Annotated in this window: 13 protein-coding genes; 9 read left to right on the forward strand and 4 right to left on the reverse strand. The window is 50.2% G+C overall.

All coding sequences use genetic code 11. The features are described from left to right. Window positions 1-184: 184 nt before the first annotated feature. The 6 genes from B160_RS0117730 (at window position 185) to B160_RS0117760 (ending at window position 8,790) form a co-directional block, all read left to right on the forward strand. Window positions 185-1,813, forward strand: coding sequence for a sodium/sugar symporter (locus tag B160_RS0117730; RefSeq protein ID WP_018629269.1), 1,629 nt, complete (start codon window positions 185-187; stop codon window positions 1,811-1,813). A 169-nt stretch (window positions 1,814-1,982) separates the two neighbouring features. Further along, the gene (locus tag B160_RS0117740; RefSeq protein ID WP_018629270.1) at window positions 1,983-2,693 is read left to right on the forward strand and encodes a DUF4397 domain-containing protein; all 711 of its coding nucleotides are present in this window, start codon (window positions 1,983-1,985) and stop codon (window positions 2,691-2,693) included. A gap of 106 nt (window positions 2,694-2,799) precedes the next feature. Then, on the forward strand, window positions 2,800-3,360 hold the full coding sequence (locus B160_RS0117745) for an RNA polymerase sigma factor (RefSeq protein ID WP_018629271.1): 561 nt from the start codon (window positions 2,800-2,802) through the stop codon (window positions 3,358-3,360). A gap of 9 nt (window positions 3,361-3,369) precedes the next feature. After that, on the forward strand, window positions 3,370-4,734 hold the full coding sequence (locus B160_RS0117750) for a hypothetical protein (RefSeq protein WP_018629272.1): 1,365 nt from the start codon (window positions 3,370-3,372) through the stop codon (window positions 4,732-4,734). Window positions 4,735-4,816: 82 nt separating this feature from the next. Continuing rightward, entirely contained in the window at window positions 4,817-6,319 is a 1,503-nt protein-coding gene (locus tag B160_RS0117755) for a bifunctional ADP-dependent NAD(P)H-hydrate dehydratase/NAD(P)H-hydrate epimerase (protein ID WP_018629273.1), read from the forward strand. Window positions 6,320-6,561: 242 nt separating this feature from the next. Beyond that, window positions 6,562-8,790: a sodium-translocating pyrophosphatase gene (locus B160_RS0117760; RefSeq protein WP_018629274.1), complete on the forward strand. Its 2,229-nt coding sequence runs from the start codon at window positions 6,562-6,564 to the stop codon at window positions 8,788-8,790. A 100-nt stretch (window positions 8,791-8,890) separates the two neighbouring features. Here the strand turns inward: B160_RS0117760 and B160_RS0117765 are convergent, their stop codons facing one another. The 4 genes from B160_RS0117765 to B160_RS0117780 form a co-directional block, all read right to left on the reverse strand. Next, window positions 8,891-9,232: a DMT family protein gene (locus tag B160_RS0117765; RefSeq protein WP_018629275.1), complete on the reverse strand. Its 342-nt coding sequence runs from the start codon at window positions 9,230-9,232 to the stop codon at window positions 8,891-8,893. A 34-nt stretch (window positions 9,233-9,266) separates the two neighbouring features. Then, window positions 9,267-10,010 carry a copper homeostasis protein CutC gene (locus tag B160_RS29580; RefSeq protein ID WP_018629276.1) on the reverse strand — a complete coding sequence of 248 codons (744 nt, stop codon included), beginning with the start codon at window positions 10,008-10,010 and terminating at the stop codon, window positions 9,267-9,269. A gap of 79 nt (window positions 10,011-10,089) precedes the next feature. Next, a complete protein-coding gene (locus B160_RS0117775) occupies window positions 10,090-11,115 on the reverse strand; it encodes an isoaspartyl peptidase/L-asparaginase family protein (protein WP_018629277.1) in 1,026 nt (341 codons plus the stop codon). A 618-nt stretch (window positions 11,116-11,733) separates the two neighbouring features. Beyond that, on the reverse strand, window positions 11,734-12,237 hold the full coding sequence (locus B160_RS0117780; RefSeq protein ID WP_018629278.1) for a nuclear transport factor 2 family protein: 504 nt from the start codon (window positions 12,235-12,237) through the stop codon (window positions 11,734-11,736). 142 nt (window positions 12,238-12,379) lie between these two features. Here B160_RS0117780 and B160_RS0117785 point away from each other — a divergent pair, with 142 nt between their 5' ends. The 3 genes from B160_RS0117785 to B160_RS0117795 all read left to right on the forward strand — a co-directional run bounded on the left by B160_RS0117785 (window position 12,380) and on the right by B160_RS0117795 (window position 17,665). Beyond that, window positions 12,380-14,008, forward strand: a complete 1,629-nt coding sequence (locus B160_RS0117785) for a beta-N-acetylhexosaminidase (protein WP_018629279.1) — start codon at window positions 12,380-12,382, stop codon at window positions 14,006-14,008. Window positions 14,009-14,073: 65 nt separating this feature from the next. Further along, window positions 14,074-16,005 carry a glucosamine-6-phosphate deaminase gene (gene nagB / locus B160_RS0117790; protein WP_018629280.1) on the forward strand — a complete coding sequence of 644 codons (1,932 nt, stop codon included), beginning with the start codon at window positions 14,074-14,076 and terminating at the stop codon, window positions 16,003-16,005. Window positions 16,006-16,411: 406 nt separating this feature from the next. Beyond that, window positions 16,412-17,665, forward strand: a complete 1,254-nt coding sequence (locus B160_RS0117795) for a Gfo/Idh/MocA family oxidoreductase (protein ID WP_018629282.1) — start codon at window positions 16,412-16,414, stop codon at window positions 17,663-17,665. Window positions 17,666-17,678 lie beyond the last annotated feature (13 nt).

Consider the following 17,678-nt stretch of genomic DNA (forward strand, 5'->3'; position numbering starts at 1 on the left):
CCATTATTCAGGGCTTTCCGCCTTACCAACTTGCCGGCCGAAAAATACTTTTTAGCCACTCCCATATTCATAACCGGGGAACCCTGAACCAGCGATGGCGTTGCAGTGCCCTGAGTTAAGGAAGGAAGCACCCCTGCCGGGTATCCACCCGGGTAATCCTGTTTCATCTCCCAAACCATTCCCGATGCATCAACTTCAGCCGCTGGACTATCTCGTTTTTCTGATCTATTTTATTGCCGTGTCTGCTTACGGGTATTATGTTTACCGCCGGAAAAAATCAGCAACCCCCAGTTCCAAGGATTTCTTTCTTGCAGAAGGTTCACTTACCTGGTGGGCCATCGGGGCCTCTCTGATCGCTTCCAATATATCTGCCGAGCATTTCATCGGCATGAGCGGGTCCGGTTTTGCGCTGGGGCTGGCTATCTCCTCGTATGAGTGGATGGCCGCCGCTACATTGATCATCGTTGCGGTATTCATCATACCGGTGTACCTGAAGAATAAGATCTTCACCATGCCGCAGTTCCTTTCGGTCCGTTACAATGACAAGGTCAGCACGATCATGGCTGTTTTCTGGCTGTTGGTCTATGTATTTGTAAACCTGACCTCCATCATCTACCTGGGCGCACTGGCCATTTCCTCCATCAGCAGCCTGAGTTTCGAAGCCTGCATTGCAGGGCTCAGCCTGTTCTCTGTTATTGTAACCCTGGGCGGAATGAAGGTGATCGGTTATACCGACGTGGTGCAGGTGATCGTACTGATTGTTGGCGGACTGATCACCGCCTACCTGGCCCTTTCCCTGCTGGCAGACCGGTTTGGATTTGAAGGCGATATCTGGAAAGCATTAGGCATTTTAAGAAAGGAGGCGCCTGCCCATTTTCACATGATCTTTAAAAAGGGCGATCCGCATTACTATGAGCTGCCGGGAATGTCGGTGTTGATCGGCGGAATGCTGATCAATAACCTGGCTTACTGGGGCTGTAACCAGTACATTGTGCAACGCGCCCTGGGTGCCGATCTGAAAACAGCCAGGAAAGGGATCCTTTTTGCCGCTTTTTTAAAGCTGCTGATCCCCGTAATTGCGGTGCTGCCCGGTATTACGATGTTCGTATTGCACCAGAACGGAATGTTTCAGCAGGAAATGACCGATGCCTCAGGCGTCGTAAAACCGGATCATGCCTACCCTACGCTCATGAACCTGCTTCCCGCGGGTCTGAAGGGCGTTGCATTTGCGGCGCTTACAGCGGCAATCGTGGCTTCGCTGGCGGGTAAGGCCAACAGCATTTCTACTATTTTTTCGCTGGATATTTATAAAAAATTCTTTAACAGGGAAGCATCCGAGCGGAAACTGGTACGTGTGGGGCGCTGGGCCGTAATTACAGCCATGCTGCTGGCGGCGTTGGTTACCCCTGCCCTTCAATCGCTGGACCAGGCGTATCAGTTCATCCAGGAATATGTCGGCTTTTTTTCGCCGGGGGTGCTGGCTATTTTCCTGCTGGGTATGTTCTGGAAACGTACCACTGCCAATGCAGCACTGGCCGGCGCCGTGCTCACCATCCCCATCTCCACGGTCCTTAAATTCCTGCCCGCATGGACCCACGGGGCCTTTCCCGATTACCCGTTCCTCGACCGGATGACCATTACCTTTTTTTGCGTGATCCTGCTGATGGTCGGCATCAGCCTCGCATCTCCCCGTACAGCCGCTCCGGATGCCATCGAAACGGATAAACGGCTTTTCCGGGTATCGCCGGGCTTCCTGATGGGGTCCGTGATCATCTGCGGTATTCTTGCCGCCTTATACACCGTTTTCTGGTAATGACCATACGCCGTCCGCGCCGCCGGGCCGGTATCAAAACCTGACCGGCGACAAGTAAGCAACCGTTTTCAGGCATTTCCGGGATTTTTTTAATCCCTGGATGTTGCGTTTCATTTCATAGCTGCGTTACCTCTATCAGAACAACATTTATATCGCTCAAAATCTGAAAATGATGAAAAAAGTTTTTCTGGGCAGCTTTTTATTGTTGACCCTGGTGTTTTTAAGCTCCTGTTTAAAAGATCGTGACAGCTATTACGACAGCCCCGAGTTTCAAAACGCCGCCGCAGTAAGCATTATCAACGGTGCCCCGCTGGGGATGCCACTGGACATCCAGTTTAAAGGAACCCAGCGCTGGCTGCTGAATGAGTTTTATTATACTTACCGGACCAATTATACCCGCGTTTATTCCGGTGACCGGAAACTGTATGTGTTCAACCGGGGAGAATCGGACAGCCTGTTTTCAAAGAACGTAACGTTCGAGCCCCGCAAACGGTATTCCATCTTTATTGTGGACACCCTGAGCAAAATGGATGCGGTACTGGTACGCGACAGTGTTATGACCCCCGTTGGCGATTCCATTTTGATCCGTTTTGCCAATATGAGCCCCGACGCCGGAGCCATTGACCTTTACATACAGGACAATCCTACCGCAGTCGCAAAAAACATCGGGTACAAAAATGTAAGTACATTTGTCAGCTTCAAGTCGGCAAAAGACATCCGGTTTGAGGCAAGGGCAGCCGGTACGAATACAGTACTGGCCACCTCGGAGGTAAAGAATTTATATAATGGAAATCAATATACTATTTGGACAACTGGTTTTAAGTCGATGAACACTACCAACGGAAAACTGATTGTAGAAGCGATGGCGCACTATTATTAGTAGATCCCATATATTTCCATAAAAAGATCAGCCTCCGTTGCCCCAGCGCCGGTTGGCTGATTTTTGGTATATTTAGAAGAAGGTGTAAAAACATAACAAAGGGAATTTGGGAATACAGGACGCCGAACTGGAACTGGTGCTGAAAAAATGCGGGCAGGACTCAGTACCACACAAAGAAGCGCTTTATAAAAGCTATTATGGCTTTATAAAAGGCGTGGTGAGGCGTTATGTAAATGATTATCATGTAATGGAAGAGTTGGTGAATGACTCTTTTGTGAAAATCTTTAGTCACCTGGATTCCTTTAAGGCACCCGGATATTCGGCGGATATTGAGCAGTCCTTTAAAGGCTGGGTAGCCAAGATCGCTTCAAGAACGGCGATCGATTTTCTCAGAAAGAAGAAAATGAATCTCTTACAGGAGGAACCGTCGGAGAACCATTTTCCGGAGCAGCACCCTTCCGGGGTGCAGTCCAGCGAAGTAAAGGACATTATGTCCCTGCTGAATCAACTGCCTGAAATCCAAAAAACCGTTTTTAGTTTATACGAAATCGAAGGATTCAGCCATGAAGAAATTTCCCGGATGCTACAGATTTCGGAGAATGTCTGCCGGGTTTATCTCTCAAGGGCGAAAAATAAATTGAAAGCGCTTTATATAAAAAATTTTTAATGAAAAGTCATGGAAGACCATCAGGATGATTTTTTAAAACATATTAAAGAGGTACTCCGGAACCACGAGGAGGACTACCGGCAGGGCGCCTGGGAACAGTTTTCCCAACAGCACCTGCAGGCTCCGGTAAAAGCTGCCCGGGTGATCCCTCTGTGGAAAAAGATCACGGCTGCCGCAGCTGTTCTTGCCGCTGTATTGCTGAGCGTCCAGTATTTTATAACAACACCTCCTGCCGGCGTTTCTCCGGCGATCGTGAAGGAGGATGGCGCACAGTCACCCTCCCAAAAGAACCATCCGGCCACCGGGAACAGTCAAATAACACTCCCCGTACCGGACACCCAGGCTCCGTTAACGGCAGACCGGTCCTCCGGGAACAACCCGGTATTTTCTCCGCAGGAACAGCAAAAACCCGGAACGCCTCTTACCGCCAGCGGACAGGAACCGGTTGCACAAAATGATGTTCTGAAAGAAACACCCGTGTTGCCGGCGCCCCCGTCTGCAGGAACGGAAGTGACTGCAGGACACGGGCAAACACCAACAAGACAGAAGCCCGCCCCCAAACCATTTTGGCCCAACCCTGTTGCGCCCGGCAATGCAACAGCAGGCCAGCAGCCACCGGTACGCCAGCAAAATCCCCTCTTCCTGGCCCGGGAATCCGCCCCGTCAGAACGGGAGAACAGCCGCTCAAAGAAATGGTCTCCCAGCGTCTTCATCTCGCCCATGTTCGGGGAAAGCGACGTAAATATGGGCTATGGAGTTTCGCTGGGTTATGCGGTAAATGATAAAATAAAGATCAGCGCAGGGGTCGCGCACAATAAAATGACGGCTTCACGTGATTTTGATGTTTCTTTCCCTTCTTCTAATGCGACGTTGAACAGTCCGGCAGCTTTCAGCGCTTCCGCCGCAAGAAGCCTCGTTAATAATGATGCTGCTGTGCCTCAGCAGCAACTCGAAAAGGTGAACGCTACTTTAAGTGGTTTTGACATCCCTATTGATATCAGCTACAATATTACCAACCGGCTGTATGCTACTGCCGGGGTATCCGGAATGGTGGTGGTCAGGGACAATGCCCTGTATTACTATAAAGACAGCGAAAACCAGCAGATCTCGGTCGAGAACAACCAGGGCATCCTGAAAGAAGACAAGAACATACAGGTCATAAAATCTTCGGTTTCCGATGCCGCTCCGGAAGCATCCGGAAAGGAACGGACGCCCTTCCTCGGGTTCTATAACGTTTCTTTCGGCTATAAACAGAAGATCACGCCCAAAAACAATGTGGCCATCGAACCCTTTCTGAAAGTGCCCATGAAGAACGTATCGGACCAGAAGCTGAACTATACCGGTATGGGCATCCGGCTGAAATTTGACTTTTAGGATCTTGTTGCTTTAGTTATTCGTTTATGCGGGACTGGTCATCCCGCATTTTTATGCAAAGATTCCTATCTTTAGAACAGCCATGAAATTACTGAACGCAGCACAAATTAGGCAGTGGGACGAGTTCACCATGCAGTATGAACCGGTTGTTTCATTGGAACTGATGGAACGCGCCGCTAATGCCTGTGCCCGGTGGTTGCAGCAAAACACGCTTGCAGACAGCTATTACGTTTTTTGCGGCAAAGGCAACAACGGGGGCGACGGACTGGCCATCGCCCGCCTCCTTTACAACTCCGGCAAGGCCGTAACCGTTTTTATACTGGAGTCGGAAGCAAAAGGATCAGAAGATTACATTTCCAATTTCAATATCCTGCACCATCTGTCCGCCATTCCCATTTACCAGCTCCGGTCGGAACAGGACTTTCCGCTGATCCCTGATGCATGTATTATTGTTGATGCGCTTTTCGGAACAGGGTTGAACCGGGGACTGACGGGGCGGGCGGCACTGCTGGTAGATCATTTAAACAATGCCCCGGCACCCACCGTCTCCATCGATATGCCCAGCGGGCTGTTCTGCGATCAGTCTTCCCTTAACCAGCCAGTCATCCGGGCACGGCACACACTTACATTCCAGGTACTGAAAATGGCATTCCTGGCTGCCGAGAACGAAGCGTTTTTCGGGCAGGTACACCTCATTGATATCAACCTCCATCCTGCGTTTCCCGAGCGCGTGGACACCCGTTTCCACCTCATCAACAAAACAATGGCCCGGCAGCTCTACCGGCCACGCACCGCCTTTGCACACAAAGGGAATTTTGGCCATGCCCTGATCGTAGCCGGCAGCTATGGGAAAACCGGGGCGGCCGTTTTAAGCACCCGGGCCTGCCTGAGAGCGGGCGCCGGCCTGGTAAGCGCCCATGTACCGGAACAAAGTGTTCCCATTCTGCAAACGGCCGCCCCGGAGGCAATGCTATTGCCCGATACTGAAGCGACCCATATTGCCCATCCCAACTATGCTCCGGACCTGTTTTCCGCAATCGGGGTCGGGCCCGGCATAGGAACAGCGATCAAAACAAAGTCCTTCTTACGGGAATTGCTCGAGCGGGAAACACGGCGTCTTGTACTGGACGCGGATGCCCTGAATATCATCGGGGAAAACCCCGGCCTTTTAAATCTGCTGCGGCCGGACAGCATCCTTACACCGCACCCAAAAGAATTTGCCCGCCTGTTCGGAACACAGGATCACAATTTTAAAAAAATAGAGGTAGCTGTCTCTAAGGCAATGGAATTAAATATTATAATCGTCTTGAAAGGGCATCATACCCTGGTGGCCCTGCCAGACGGAACTGGCTTTTTCAACATTTCCGGAAATGCCGGAATGGCAAAAGGAGGCAGTGGGGATGTGCTCACCGGCATCCTTACCGGTTTGCTGGCGCAAGGTTACCTGCCCAAAGAAGCGGCCATTATGGGTGTGTTCCTGCACGGGCTTGCAGGCGATCTTGCCGCCCAGAACAAAGGGATGGATGCAATGCTGGCCACGGACATTATCGAAAACATCGGAAACGCTTTTCAGCAATTGTCATGAGCAACCGGCAGGTCCGTTCTTCCCAATTACACATGCAATATTTTACCAGAACATCGCTTCTTTCACTTTCTTTTTCATAGCTTTCAAAAAAGCTTTATAAATGATTTAAAAGTTCAAATAAAAACGATTGACGGCTCAAAAAACCGCTGGTTGGCTCTCAAAAATAACAACTCACTTGTTGAATGCAACACTTATATTTGCAACCTTGCTTATGCCTAATATATTAATGTAGAAAAATTTATATGCAACATCTGATCTATTTAGTACCTCTCATGGCCATCATCGGCCTCATTTACACTTTATTTAAATTTCGATGGGTTGTAAAACAAGATGCAGGAACACCAAGGATGAAAGAGATCAGCAATCATATTGCTGAGGGGGCCATGGCCTTCTTAAAAGCTGAATGGAGGATCCTTGCCTACTTTGTGGTGATCGTTGCAATTTTACTGGGAGTGCTTGCCAATGCCAATCCACACTCCCACTGGATGATATCCATATCTTTTATCATTGGAGCCGTTTTAAGCGCTGTGGCCGGCTATATCGGGATGAAGGCTGCTACCTTTGCAAACGTACGCACGGCCAACGCCGCAAGAACCAGCCTGCGCAAAGCGCTGAATGTTTCTTTTGGCGGTGGAGCCGTTATGGGAGTTGGCGTAGCCGGGCTGGCCGTGTTGGGCCTTGGCGGATTATATATTGTACTGAAACACTTTTTTGCACCGGATGCCGACCTGAATTCAGCGGAAATGCTGACCACTGTTGAAGTGCTGACCGGTTTTTCACTGGGAGCGGAATCGATTGCCCTTTTTGCCCGCGTAGGTGGTGGTATCTACACCAAAGCTGCCGACGTGGGTGCCGACCTGGTAGGAAAGGTAGAGAAAGGCATTCCGGAAGATGATCCCCGTAACCCGGCTACCATCGCCGATAATGTGGGTGATAATGTAGGAGACGTTGCCGGTATGGGCGCCGATCTTTTCGGATCTTATGTGGCCACGGTACTGGCAACGATCGTTCTGGGGCAGCAGATTGATGTGGCAAACGGTGCGGATTTCCTGGGCGGTTATTCTCCGGTAGTGCTGCCCATGCTGATCGCCGGGACCGGGATCCTGTTCTCCATCATCGGAACCTTTTTTGTAAAGATCAGTGAAAACGCAGGGATCAATACTCAAACCGTTCAGAAAGCACTGAACATGGGTAACTGGGGTTCTATTATCTTAACCGCCCTGGCATCCGCCGCACTGGTGTACTGGATCCTCCCGGAACAAATGGAACTGCGGGGCTTTCATTTTACCAAGAACGGCGTATTGGGCGCAATTGTGGTAGGACTGGCCGTGGGCGCGCTAATGACCGTCATTACCGAATACTATACCGCAATGGACAAACGCCCGGTGAACTCCATCATTAAAAAATCCTCAACGGGGCATGCCACCAATGTGATCGGCGGTTTGGCCGTGGGTATGGAATCTACCTTTTTGCCCATTCTGGTACTGGCCGCTGGTATCGTGGCTTCCTACAAATGTGCAGGCTTATATGGCGTATCCATTGCCGCTGCCGCAATGATGGCCACTACGGCCATGCAGCTGGCTATTGATGCTTTTGGCCCGATCGCCGACAACGCGGGCGGTATTGCCGAAATGAGCGAACTGCCCAAAGAAGTACGGGAAAAGACCGATGTACTCGATGCCGTTGGAAATACCACCGCTGCTACCGGTAAAGGATTTGCCATCGCCTCTGCAGCATTGACCGCATTGGCATTGTTTGCCGCATTTGTAGGGGTCGCCGGCATTACAGGCATCGATATTTATAAAGCCAATGTACTGGCCAGCCTTTTCCTGGGGGCCATGATCCCCTTTATTTTTTCGGCACTGGCCATCCGCGCGGTAGGTGAAGCCGCCATGGCCATGGTAGAAGAGGTAAGAAGGCAATTCCGCACCATTCCGGGTATCATGGAGGGAAAAGGAACGCCCGAATACGATAAATGCGTGGCCATCTCTACCGAAGCTTCCCTCAAAAAAATGGTGGTCCCGGGTGCCATCGCCATCATTTCTCCCATCATTATCGGTTTTTTACCCGGTTTTGGCGCCGAAGCCCTGGGTGGCTTTCTGGCAGGTGCTACCGTATCGGGTGTATTGCTGGGGATGTTCCAGAACAATTCCGGCGGGGCCTGGGACAATGCCAAGAAATCCTTTGAAAAAGGCGTAGAGATCAACGGGGAAATGTTCCACAAAAAATCCGATCCGCACAAAGCATCAGTGACCGGTGATACCGTGGGCGATCCGTTCAAAGATACTTCCGGTCCGTCCATGAACATCCTTATTAAACTGATGTCGATCGTTTCCCTCGTCATCGCACCTACCCTTGCACAGGTGGAAGGGAACGTGGCCAAACAGCCGGCCCCCGTTAAACAGGAAATGACAAAAAGCACTACGGCCTCCGGTAAGACCGCTGCGCATTTTAGCAGCGTTTCAAAATAGCGGAGATTACAAAATATATTTGGAGTTGTTTCATTGGAAACAACTCTTTTCTTTTCCGGGAATATCAACGTAAAGAATGCCGCGCTTCTGCGACCACGGCCTACTTTATGTCTGCAAATACAAAATACACGGCACCGATCAGCAGCAAAAAGCTGACGAGGTATTTCCAGTGAAACGCATTGTTGGCAAAAGCCACGGCATAGATGGTAAATACCACCAGGGTGATCGCCTCCTGCGCGATCTTCAATTGAAATAAATTCATACCCGCCTTCTGCCCGAAACGATTCGCCGGTACAGCCAGGCAATATTCGAAAAATGCGATCAGCCAGCTTAGCAGGATCGCCTTCCACAGGGGCCAGTTCTCATTCCTGAGATGATGATACCAGGCCAGCGTCATAAAGACATTGGAGCAGATCAACAGGAGAATGGTTCTGTAAAACATAAATAAGGAACAAAGTTATGGCTGCCGCCACAGATCAGACCAACGCTTTTTTAAAGGCAGTAACCTTAGCCGGGTCGATGCCCGAATGCCGGATGCTCTCTGCATCATTGACAAATGCGGGGGTACTGAATTTCATTTTTGAAGGGATCATTTCCCGGAGGGAGCTGTGAAACTGGGTGCAGCCGGTATCAGCAGCCAGCGCTTTTACATTGTCGGTGCGCACCCCGCTCCCGGGCATAATGATGATCCGCCCCGCGGCCTGCTCATTCAGCCGCCGGATCAACGGTGCGCCCTGTATGGCCGTAAGCTCCTGCCCGCTGGTAAGGATCCGCTCACACCCTGCACCAATGATCTGCTCCAACGCTTCCAGCGGATCTCGGCACCGGTCAAACGCGCGGTGAAACGTAACACCCATCGGATAAACCGCTTCAACGATCCGGGCGGTGCGTTCTACATCAATTTCACCATTCGCTTTTAGAAAGCCCACCACCACACCATCGCAATCCAGATCTTTGCAATTAACAGCATCCGCCAGCATGCATGCAAACTCTTCCTCCGTATATAAAAAATCGCCCCCCCTTACCCGGATGATCGGATAGATGGGAACATCAAATCTGTCCCGGCAGGTTTTGATCACTCCATAAGACTGGGTAGTGCCCCCCTCTCCCAGGTTGGCGCAAAGTTCGATACGGTCCGCACCTCCTGCAACAGCATTCTTCGTGGATTCAAAATCGGTCGTAGCGATCTCTATAGTAAATTCATTGTATATAGGGGACATGGGGGTTGTTTGGTGAGAGGTTTTAGTGAAATGCTTTTGAGTGAAATGTTGTTTAGTGAAATGTTTTTTAGTAAGATGTTTATTGTCCGGATGTAAAATGATAATTGGCGTCAACAAGGGTTTCTTTTGTTTTTGTTTTGATGGCATAGTTAAACCCCTTGTGTATGGCGTAGGAACCTACCACCCCGTTCCTGTTGATAGCGATAAAAGCTACCTGGATCTTTTGCGCGTCCGCTTTCTTGATCTTTACGATACGTTCAATGATCTTCCGGCAGGCCACTTCCGGTCCGTACCCCTGGCGCATCATTTCCACCACGCTGTGCGAACCGGCCACCCGGATCACATCCTCTCCCTGGCCGGTAGCTACGCAGGCGCCCGCTTCATTGTCTACAAACAGCCCCGCACCGATGATCGGCGAATCGCCCAGCCGGCCCCGCATTTTAAACCCCATGCCGCTGGTGGTACAGCTGCCGCTTAGGTTGCCCATCGCGTCCATGGCCAGCATCCCGATGGTATCATGATTCCATTCACCATTATCGAACCGTTCGGGTGCAAACGGACCATGCCCCTTGTTTTCCCGGTTGATGGCGGGGGCATACTTTGAATCTTCCAGCCATTTCTTATAGGCTCTTTGCGCGTCCGCCGACAATTCCTGGGGTTCCAGCGGAAAACCTTCTTCCACGGCAAATTGCTGTGCCCCGCTGCCCACCAGCATTACGTGCGGCGTTTTTTCCATCACGCGGCGGGCTACGGAGATGGGATGTCTGATCCGCTCCAAAAAGCCTACGGCGCCGCAATTGAACTGATGATCCATAATGCTGGCGTCCAGCGTCACAATTCCATCCCGGTCCGGATTGGCGCCCAGGCCCACACAACAGTTCTGCGACGCTTCTGTTATCTTAACACCCTGCTCCACGGCATCCAGGGCACTGCCTCCCTTTGACAGGATCTCCCAGGCACCTTTATTGGCGGCCAACCCCGCATCCCAGGTAGATATAACGACCGGCCCGTTTTGCGACACCACCTGTCCGCGGCCATTTTTGAGTAATAACGACGTTACTCCGGAAAGGAGCCCCAGCTGAAGAAAACGTTTCCTGTTGATCATACACCTATTTTTTTTCGAAATTAATCATTCCCGCGCATTTCATTCCGGTTAAACCTACCCTGGAAGCATAACCCTTTTTCTGACTCGTGAATACACCAATCAGGGCGGCCAGACACACTAATTATTCACACCATAAATGTGCGAATAAATTCTGTCAAAAAAGAACGAAATCTGAACAGCTGTTTAAAAACGATCCGGGAGCATCCGTATAACCATTAAAAAGTACCAGCTTTTTATCGCCGCTACTTAGGGAATCGCAGTAGCCGTCATCTATAAAAAGCGGGGATCAACGATCATTTTGGCAAAAAAGGCATGGCCTCGGAAGATCCGGCAAGAACGGGTTTCAACCCGTTTATACGTCCAAAAGAGCAACAGAGCGCCATGGGCCCCGGGCATAATAATGATCCGTGCCCATGGCACTTATGAAATTACGGCCTCGTTAAAGATGTATCAAAAGTCTTTCATTTGTCATTAGCAACTTGTTTCCGTATTTAATAATAGTTATCTATCAATAGATCCTGAAACAAGTTCAGAACGGCAACAACGCGCCGGATGGCGCTTATAAGAAGATCAAGATTTTATTTTTAAATAGCTTCTGACGACACAGGGTGCCTGTGATCAGGAAGCAGTACCCGGCGCATCGGGCAGTTGCAGCCGTTTTGTATCTGAAAACGCTTCCAGGCGCCGCTGGTACTCTTTTTGTACCCGCCGCTTCATAAAATTTGTCCACCCAAAAAACTCCCCTTTTATACCATAAGCCTGCGCGATCCATTTGGTAAGACTGAACCCGTCGCTGTGCTCAATGATCTGCTGATCGGCAAACCGCATGAACGATTTAGCTTCAAAACGGATCCGCCGGTTTGAACGGGAAGAACGCCAGGTGGCCTTCCATTTACAGGTAGCATATTCATGATCGATCTCTTCGGTTTTGATAACGGTCAGTTCAAATTCCCGGATCCCCATACAGACCATTTCCCACTTGTCCGCTACCTGCTCCCCTTCCAGCATTCCAAAAAGCGGATCACTGTAAATAATCTCCTTGCTGTAGAGCGCATTCATGCCCCGGTGATCCAGGCTTCCAAAGGCCGAAAAAAACAATTCAATAATTTCAATATTTGTCATCCCCATATTAAAGACACCGGTAACTATATTATTTATACCCACCGCTGCGATGCACGAAAATAAGACAATCGTTTGCATTACTCCTTCTTAATTTCTAACTCAAAAAATCCTTAACTTGGCGCACAAAACTCAAACCTTTGTTATGCGCGCTATTTTATGCTTTATTGCTTGTCTTTTCGTATTCAATATCGGGGCCCAGGAAATCAGCATCATTCCGCAGCCACAGTCCGTTGTTGTAAAAGACGGCAGCTTTACCCTTAACCGCTCCACACCCATTGTTGCCGTATCAAAAGATGATAAGAATATTGCAGCGCTTTTTAACAGTTACCTGAAATCCTATTATGGGTTTTCCCTGCGGGTTGTTTCCAAAGGAACAAAGGGAATTGTCCTTACCACAAGGTCCGCCTCGGGAGATGGTTATTCACTGGAGGCCGACCCTTCGGCCATCCGCATCGCCGGCAATTCTGCAGCAGGCACTTTTTACGGAACCCAATCCCTGATCCAGCTGCTTCCGGTAGAAAAAGGCAGCACGCTCTCCATTCCGGCCGTATCCATTACCGATGCGCCGGACCTGGCATACCGGGGTATGATGCTGGATGTAGGCCGTCATTACTTTCCGGTGGATTTTGTAAAAAAATACATTGATTATATTGCCCTTCACAAAATGAACTATTTTCACTGGCACCTTACTGAAGACCAGGGCTGGAGGATCGAAATAAAAAAATATCCCAAACTTACCAGTGTGGGCGCCTGGCGTAATGGCACCATCATCGGCAATTTTCCGGGTAAAGGGAATGATCACAAAAAATACGGCGGGTTCTATACCCAGGCCGAGGTAAAGGACATTGTAGCCTACGCAGCCAAAAGATACATTACTGTAATCCCGGAAATAGAAATGCCCGGGCACGGGGGCGGCGCCATTGCGGCCTACCCGTATTTAAGCTGCTTTCCTGATGAGCCTACACGTCCGGCCAAAGGCGTCAGCTGGAGCGGCGAGGTAAAAGGAAAACAGGTACAGCAGGCCTGGGGCGTGTATGAAGACGTTTTCTGCGCGGGAAAAGAAACCACGTTCAAATTCCTGGAAGACGTGCTGAATGAAGTGTTGCCCCTCTTCCCTTCCAAATATGTACATATCGGCGGCGATGAGTGCCCCAAGAAACACTGGGAACGGTGTCCCAACTGCCAGAAAAGGATCAGAGAGCTGGGCATAAAAGGCGATGGCAAGCATACGGCTGAACATTACCTGCAAAGCTATTTCATCCAGCGCATGGAAAAATTCATCAATTCCAAGGGCAAGAACATCATCGGCTGGGACGAGATCCTGGAAGGTGGCCTGGCTCCCAATGCCACGGTAATGAGCTGGAGGGGTGAAAAAGGCGGCATTACCGCAGCACGCCAAAAACACCAGGTGATCATGACGCCAAACAACTATGTGTATTTCGACTACCAGCAATCGCCCAAAGAAGACTCCGTTACCATTACCAACAACCGCAATCATTTACCCATAGAAAAGGTGTACAACTGGAAAGTCGTTCCCGACAGTCTCAGCACTGAAGAACGCAAACTGATCTGGGGCGGCCAGGCCAATTTGTGGACCGAATACATAAGCAATCCTAAAAAAGCAGAATACATGCTGTTTCCAAGAATGAGCGCACTCAGCGAAGCCCTGTGGAAACCGGTTCAGGACCGCAATTTCGACGATTTCAAAAAAAGGCTGGAAACCCAAAAGAAACGGTACGACCTCTGGGGCGCCAACTATTTTGGGAAATAACCTGCCGCGGCTTCTGCCGAAACAGGTGCGCCCATTCATTTATAAATCAATATAAAATCATACAAATGCCTAAGTCACAAACTGCTAAGCAAAATCATCTGGATACATTGGAAAAAGTAGAAGTGCAGATCTTCCCCGATCTGAAAGCCGGCTCCCTGGCCATTGCCAAAGCCATCGCCGGGCTGATCCGCGAAAAGCAAAAACAGAAACAAAAATGCGTTTTAGGCCTGGCTACAGGTTCCAGTCCCAAAACCCTGTATGCCGAGCTGGTGCGCATGCATAAGGAAGAAAAGCTGAGCTTCAAAAATGTGGTCACCTTTAACCTGGACGAATATTATCCCATTAGCAGGGAAGCCATCCAGAGCTATAACCGCTTTATGCAAACACATTTGTTCGATCATGTAGACATCCATCCAAAAAATATCCATATTCCCAATGGTGAAGTAGCCAAGGAAGATGTAAAGGCCGCCTGTACGGCCTACGAGCAACTGATCGAGAAGGCCGGGGGCATCGATCTGCAGATCCTTGGCATCGGTAACAACGGCCATATTGGTTTTAACGAACCCGGATCGGGCATTTATACAAAAACCCGGCTGATCAACCTGGACAATTCCACCCGGATCGCCAATTCCTACGAGTTTGCCAATATTTCCGAAGTGCCCCGGATGGCCATAACCATGGGTATCAGCACCATTTTAAAATCCAAACAGATCATCCTGATGGCCTGGGGCGCCGGCAAGGCGAAAGCCGTAAAAGCCGCAGTGGAAGAAGACGAGACCGAACACGTACCCGCCTCCCTGCTGCAAACCCATCCCGATGTGAAGTTCATTGTGGATGAACCGGCGGCATCCGAACTGACCCGTCTGAAATCTCCCTGGCTCACCGGGGAAGTGGAATGGACTCCTAAAATGATCAAAAAAGCGGTGGTCCATATGGCGCTGCAGCTGGAAAAACCGGTGCTTTCCCTTACCAACGAGGATTATAACGAGTACGGGTTGAGCGATCTGCTGGTGGAGAAAGGCAATGCATACGAGATCAACCTGGAAGTATATTATATGCTGCGCGACAGCATTACCGGCTGGCCCGGCGGAAAGCCCAATGCGGTGATCCCTTCCCACCCGGAACGTTCCATCCCTTATCCAAAAAGAGTGCTGATCTTCTCCCCGCACCCGGATGACGATATCATCAGCATGGGCGGTACGTTTCAGCGCCTCCACGACCAGGGACATGACGTGCATGTAGGCTATCAGACCTCCGGGAATATTGCCGTAACTGATGAGTTCGTAACCCGCTTTCTTGATTTTGCAGTGGGCTTTAACACCATTGCAAAAATAGATTCGGATAAGCCGGCCAGGATCCTGGCACAAACGCGCAAATATGTGGCCGGGAAAAAACCCAACCAGATCGATACTCCCACCATCCGCGAGATCAAGGGGCTGATCCGTCGCGGTGAGGCCAGCGCCACCTGCCGTTATGTAGGCATCCCTGACAGCAATATCCATTTTATGAACCTGCCTTTTTATGAAACAGGCACCATAGAAAAGAAACCCCTGGGCGAAAAGGACGTCAAGATCACCATGGAACTACTGCGGAAAATAAAACCGCAACAGATCTATTGCGCCGGTGATTTTGCAGATCCGCATGGCACACACCTGGTATGCTTTAATGCGGTTGTGGCGGCCTTACAGCGGCTCCGCGAGGACGGCGACGAGTGGATCAGCGATTGCTGGCTGTGGCTGTACAAGGGCGCATGGCAGGAGTGGAATATTGAAGACATTGAAATGGCCATCCCGATGAGCCCGGAGCAGGTGCTGAAAAAACGGTTTGGTATCTTCATCCACCAATCACAGAAAGATATGGTGCCCTTCCAGGGTTCCGACAACCGTGAGTTCTGGCAGCGTGCCGAAGAGCGGAACGCCAATACCGCAACGATCTACGCTGATCTCGGGCTGACGCACTACGCCGCAATGGAGGCCTTTGTGCGTTGGTATTATTAGGATGCAAAAAAAAGAGGACCGTTTATTGAATCGCCTCTGTTTCATATTTATCAAAATGCGCCCATTCCGGATCGGCGCATTTTTTTATGCGGGCACCAAATGATGTTGTTATAGTCGCCCACGGAAGTCACGGGCTACCTGTCTCATCTGTGAAGAGCCGCGAAATCTGTACGCTATAAAGACAAAAAGACATTGCGACAGGACTGTGGTGCAGGCTCAAAACTTATGCTATTTTTTTCATAAAGAATTGCTCATATTTCAATAATTTTTATCCAACCTTTTTCTTTATTAAAAAGATACAAAAAAACAACGCTGTTTTTTTTAGTTATTTACCTGCTCAGCTTATCTTTAACAGCATCATGCATTTAACGGTTTACTAACTTCTTAAAGCCATTAAACATTTATAATGAATCGCAGAAAATTTATCAAGAACAGTGCTGCATCGTTTGCGGCATTCACGATCGTGCCTTCCCATGTGCTGGGAGGTCCGCGGCATATTGCGCCCAGCGACCAGCTGACAAAAGCCATCATCGGTGTCGGTTCTATGGGTCAGGGCCATATTGGCTATCCCGGCGCGCGCCTGGTGGCTATTTGTGATGTGGACAAAAAGCACCTGGCACAGGCCTTGAACAAATCTCCGAAGGGTACCAAAACCTATCACGATTACCGGGAGCTCTTGCAGGATCCGGCCATTGACGTAGTGCACATTGCCACCCCGCCACACTGGCACGGCATCATGAGTGTGGATGCGGCCAATGCCGGTAAGGACGTGTGGTGCGAGAAACCCATGACCCGTACGATTGGTGAAGGCAAACGCGTGCGGGAAGTGATCCAGCAGAATGAGCGCATGTTCCGGCTCAATACCTGGTTCCGTTTTAAAGATAATTTTTACGGGATGAATACCACGGTAAAGCCGATCAAAAAGCTGGTGGAAAGTGGTTTGCTGGGGTGGCCGCTGAAAGTGACCGTAAATGCAGCCACCGGCTTTAACTGGAAATTTTTCTGGGTGGGCAAGACCGCGCTCAACGTGCAGCCGGTGCCGGCGGAGCTGGACTATGACTTCTGGCTGGGGCCCGCTCCCTTTAAGCCTTACAACGCGCACCGGGTACACCAGACTTTCCGCGGCTATTGGGACTACGACGGCGGCGGCCTGGGCGATATGGGCCAGCATTACCTGGACCCGGTACAATATTTTTTAGGAAAGGATCATACCAGCCCCGTAAGGATCGACGTAGATGCACCGGAGCAGGACCCGGACGCAGCGGGTACCTGGAAACGCATTGAGCTTACTTATGAGGACGGCTGCAAGATCATCCTGGACGGTGAGAACCGCGATACCAATGCTGCTTATATTGAGGGCCCGAAGGGAAAAGTATTCAACGGGTTCCGGACAACGATCCCCGACCTCGATAAGAAGCTGGCGGCAATGCCCGATCCGGAACCACAGCTGGACGACTTTGCACAATCGGTAAAAACACGTCAGAAATTTGCATTGAATGAAGACAATGGCTTCCGGTCCGCCACCCTGGTGAACCTCTCTATTACAGCGGTAAGACTGGGCCGGTCCCTGCAATTTGACCCGGTAAAACTGGAATTCGTAAACGATGCTGCGGCCAATGCACTCATTCACCAACCCATGCGCGGCCCCTGGTCCATTTGATGATCCCCAAAAA

The sequence above is a fragment of the Niabella aurantiaca DSM 17617 genome (assembly GCF_000374125.1).
GTDB classification, from domain to species: domain Bacteria; phylum Bacteroidota; class Bacteroidia; order Chitinophagales; family Chitinophagaceae; genus Niabella; species Niabella aurantiaca.

What these genes read in the sequence shown, in the direction of transcription:
- B160_RS0117730 (WP_018629269.1), top strand. Translation starts at nt 185, where the DNA reads ATGCATCAACTTCAGCCGCTGGACTATCTCGTTTTTCTGATCTATTTT.
- B160_RS0117740 (WP_018629270.1), top strand. Translation starts at nt 1,983, where the DNA reads ATGATGAAAAAAGTTTTTCTGGGCAGCTTTTTATTGTTGACCCTGGTG.
- B160_RS0117750 (WP_018629272.1), top strand. Translation starts at nt 3,370, where the DNA reads ATGGAAGACCATCAGGATGATTTTTTAAAACATATTAAAGAGGTACTC.
- B160_RS0117755 (WP_018629273.1), top strand. Translation starts at nt 4,817, where the DNA reads ATGAAATTACTGAACGCAGCACAAATTAGGCAGTGGGACGAGTTCACC.
- B160_RS0117760 (WP_018629274.1), top strand. Translation starts at nt 6,562, where the DNA reads ATGCAACATCTGATCTATTTAGTACCTCTCATGGCCATCATCGGCCTC.
- B160_RS0117765 (WP_018629275.1), bottom strand. Translation starts at nt 9,232, where the DNA reads ATGTTTTACAGAACCATTCTCCTGTTGATCTGCTCCAATGTCTTTATG.
- B160_RS29580 (WP_018629276.1), bottom strand. Translation starts at nt 10,010, where the DNA reads ATGTCCCCTATATACAATGAATTTACTATAGAGATCGCTACGACCGAT.
- B160_RS0117775 (WP_018629277.1), bottom strand. Translation starts at nt 11,115, where the DNA reads ATGATCAACAGGAAACGTTTTCTTCAGCTGGGGCTCCTTTCCGGAGTA.
- B160_RS0117780 (WP_018629278.1), bottom strand. Translation starts at nt 12,237, where the DNA reads ATGACAAATATTGAAATTATTGAATTGTTTTTTTCGGCCTTTGGAAGC.
- B160_RS0117785 (WP_018629279.1), top strand. Translation starts at nt 12,380, where the DNA reads ATGCGCGCTATTTTATGCTTTATTGCTTGTCTTTTCGTATTCAATATC.
- nagB (WP_018629280.1), top strand. Translation starts at nt 14,074, where the DNA reads ATGCCTAAGTCACAAACTGCTAAGCAAAATCATCTGGATACATTGGAA.
- B160_RS0117795 (WP_018629282.1), top strand. Translation starts at nt 16,412, where the DNA reads ATGAATCGCAGAAAATTTATCAAGAACAGTGCTGCATCGTTTGCGGCA.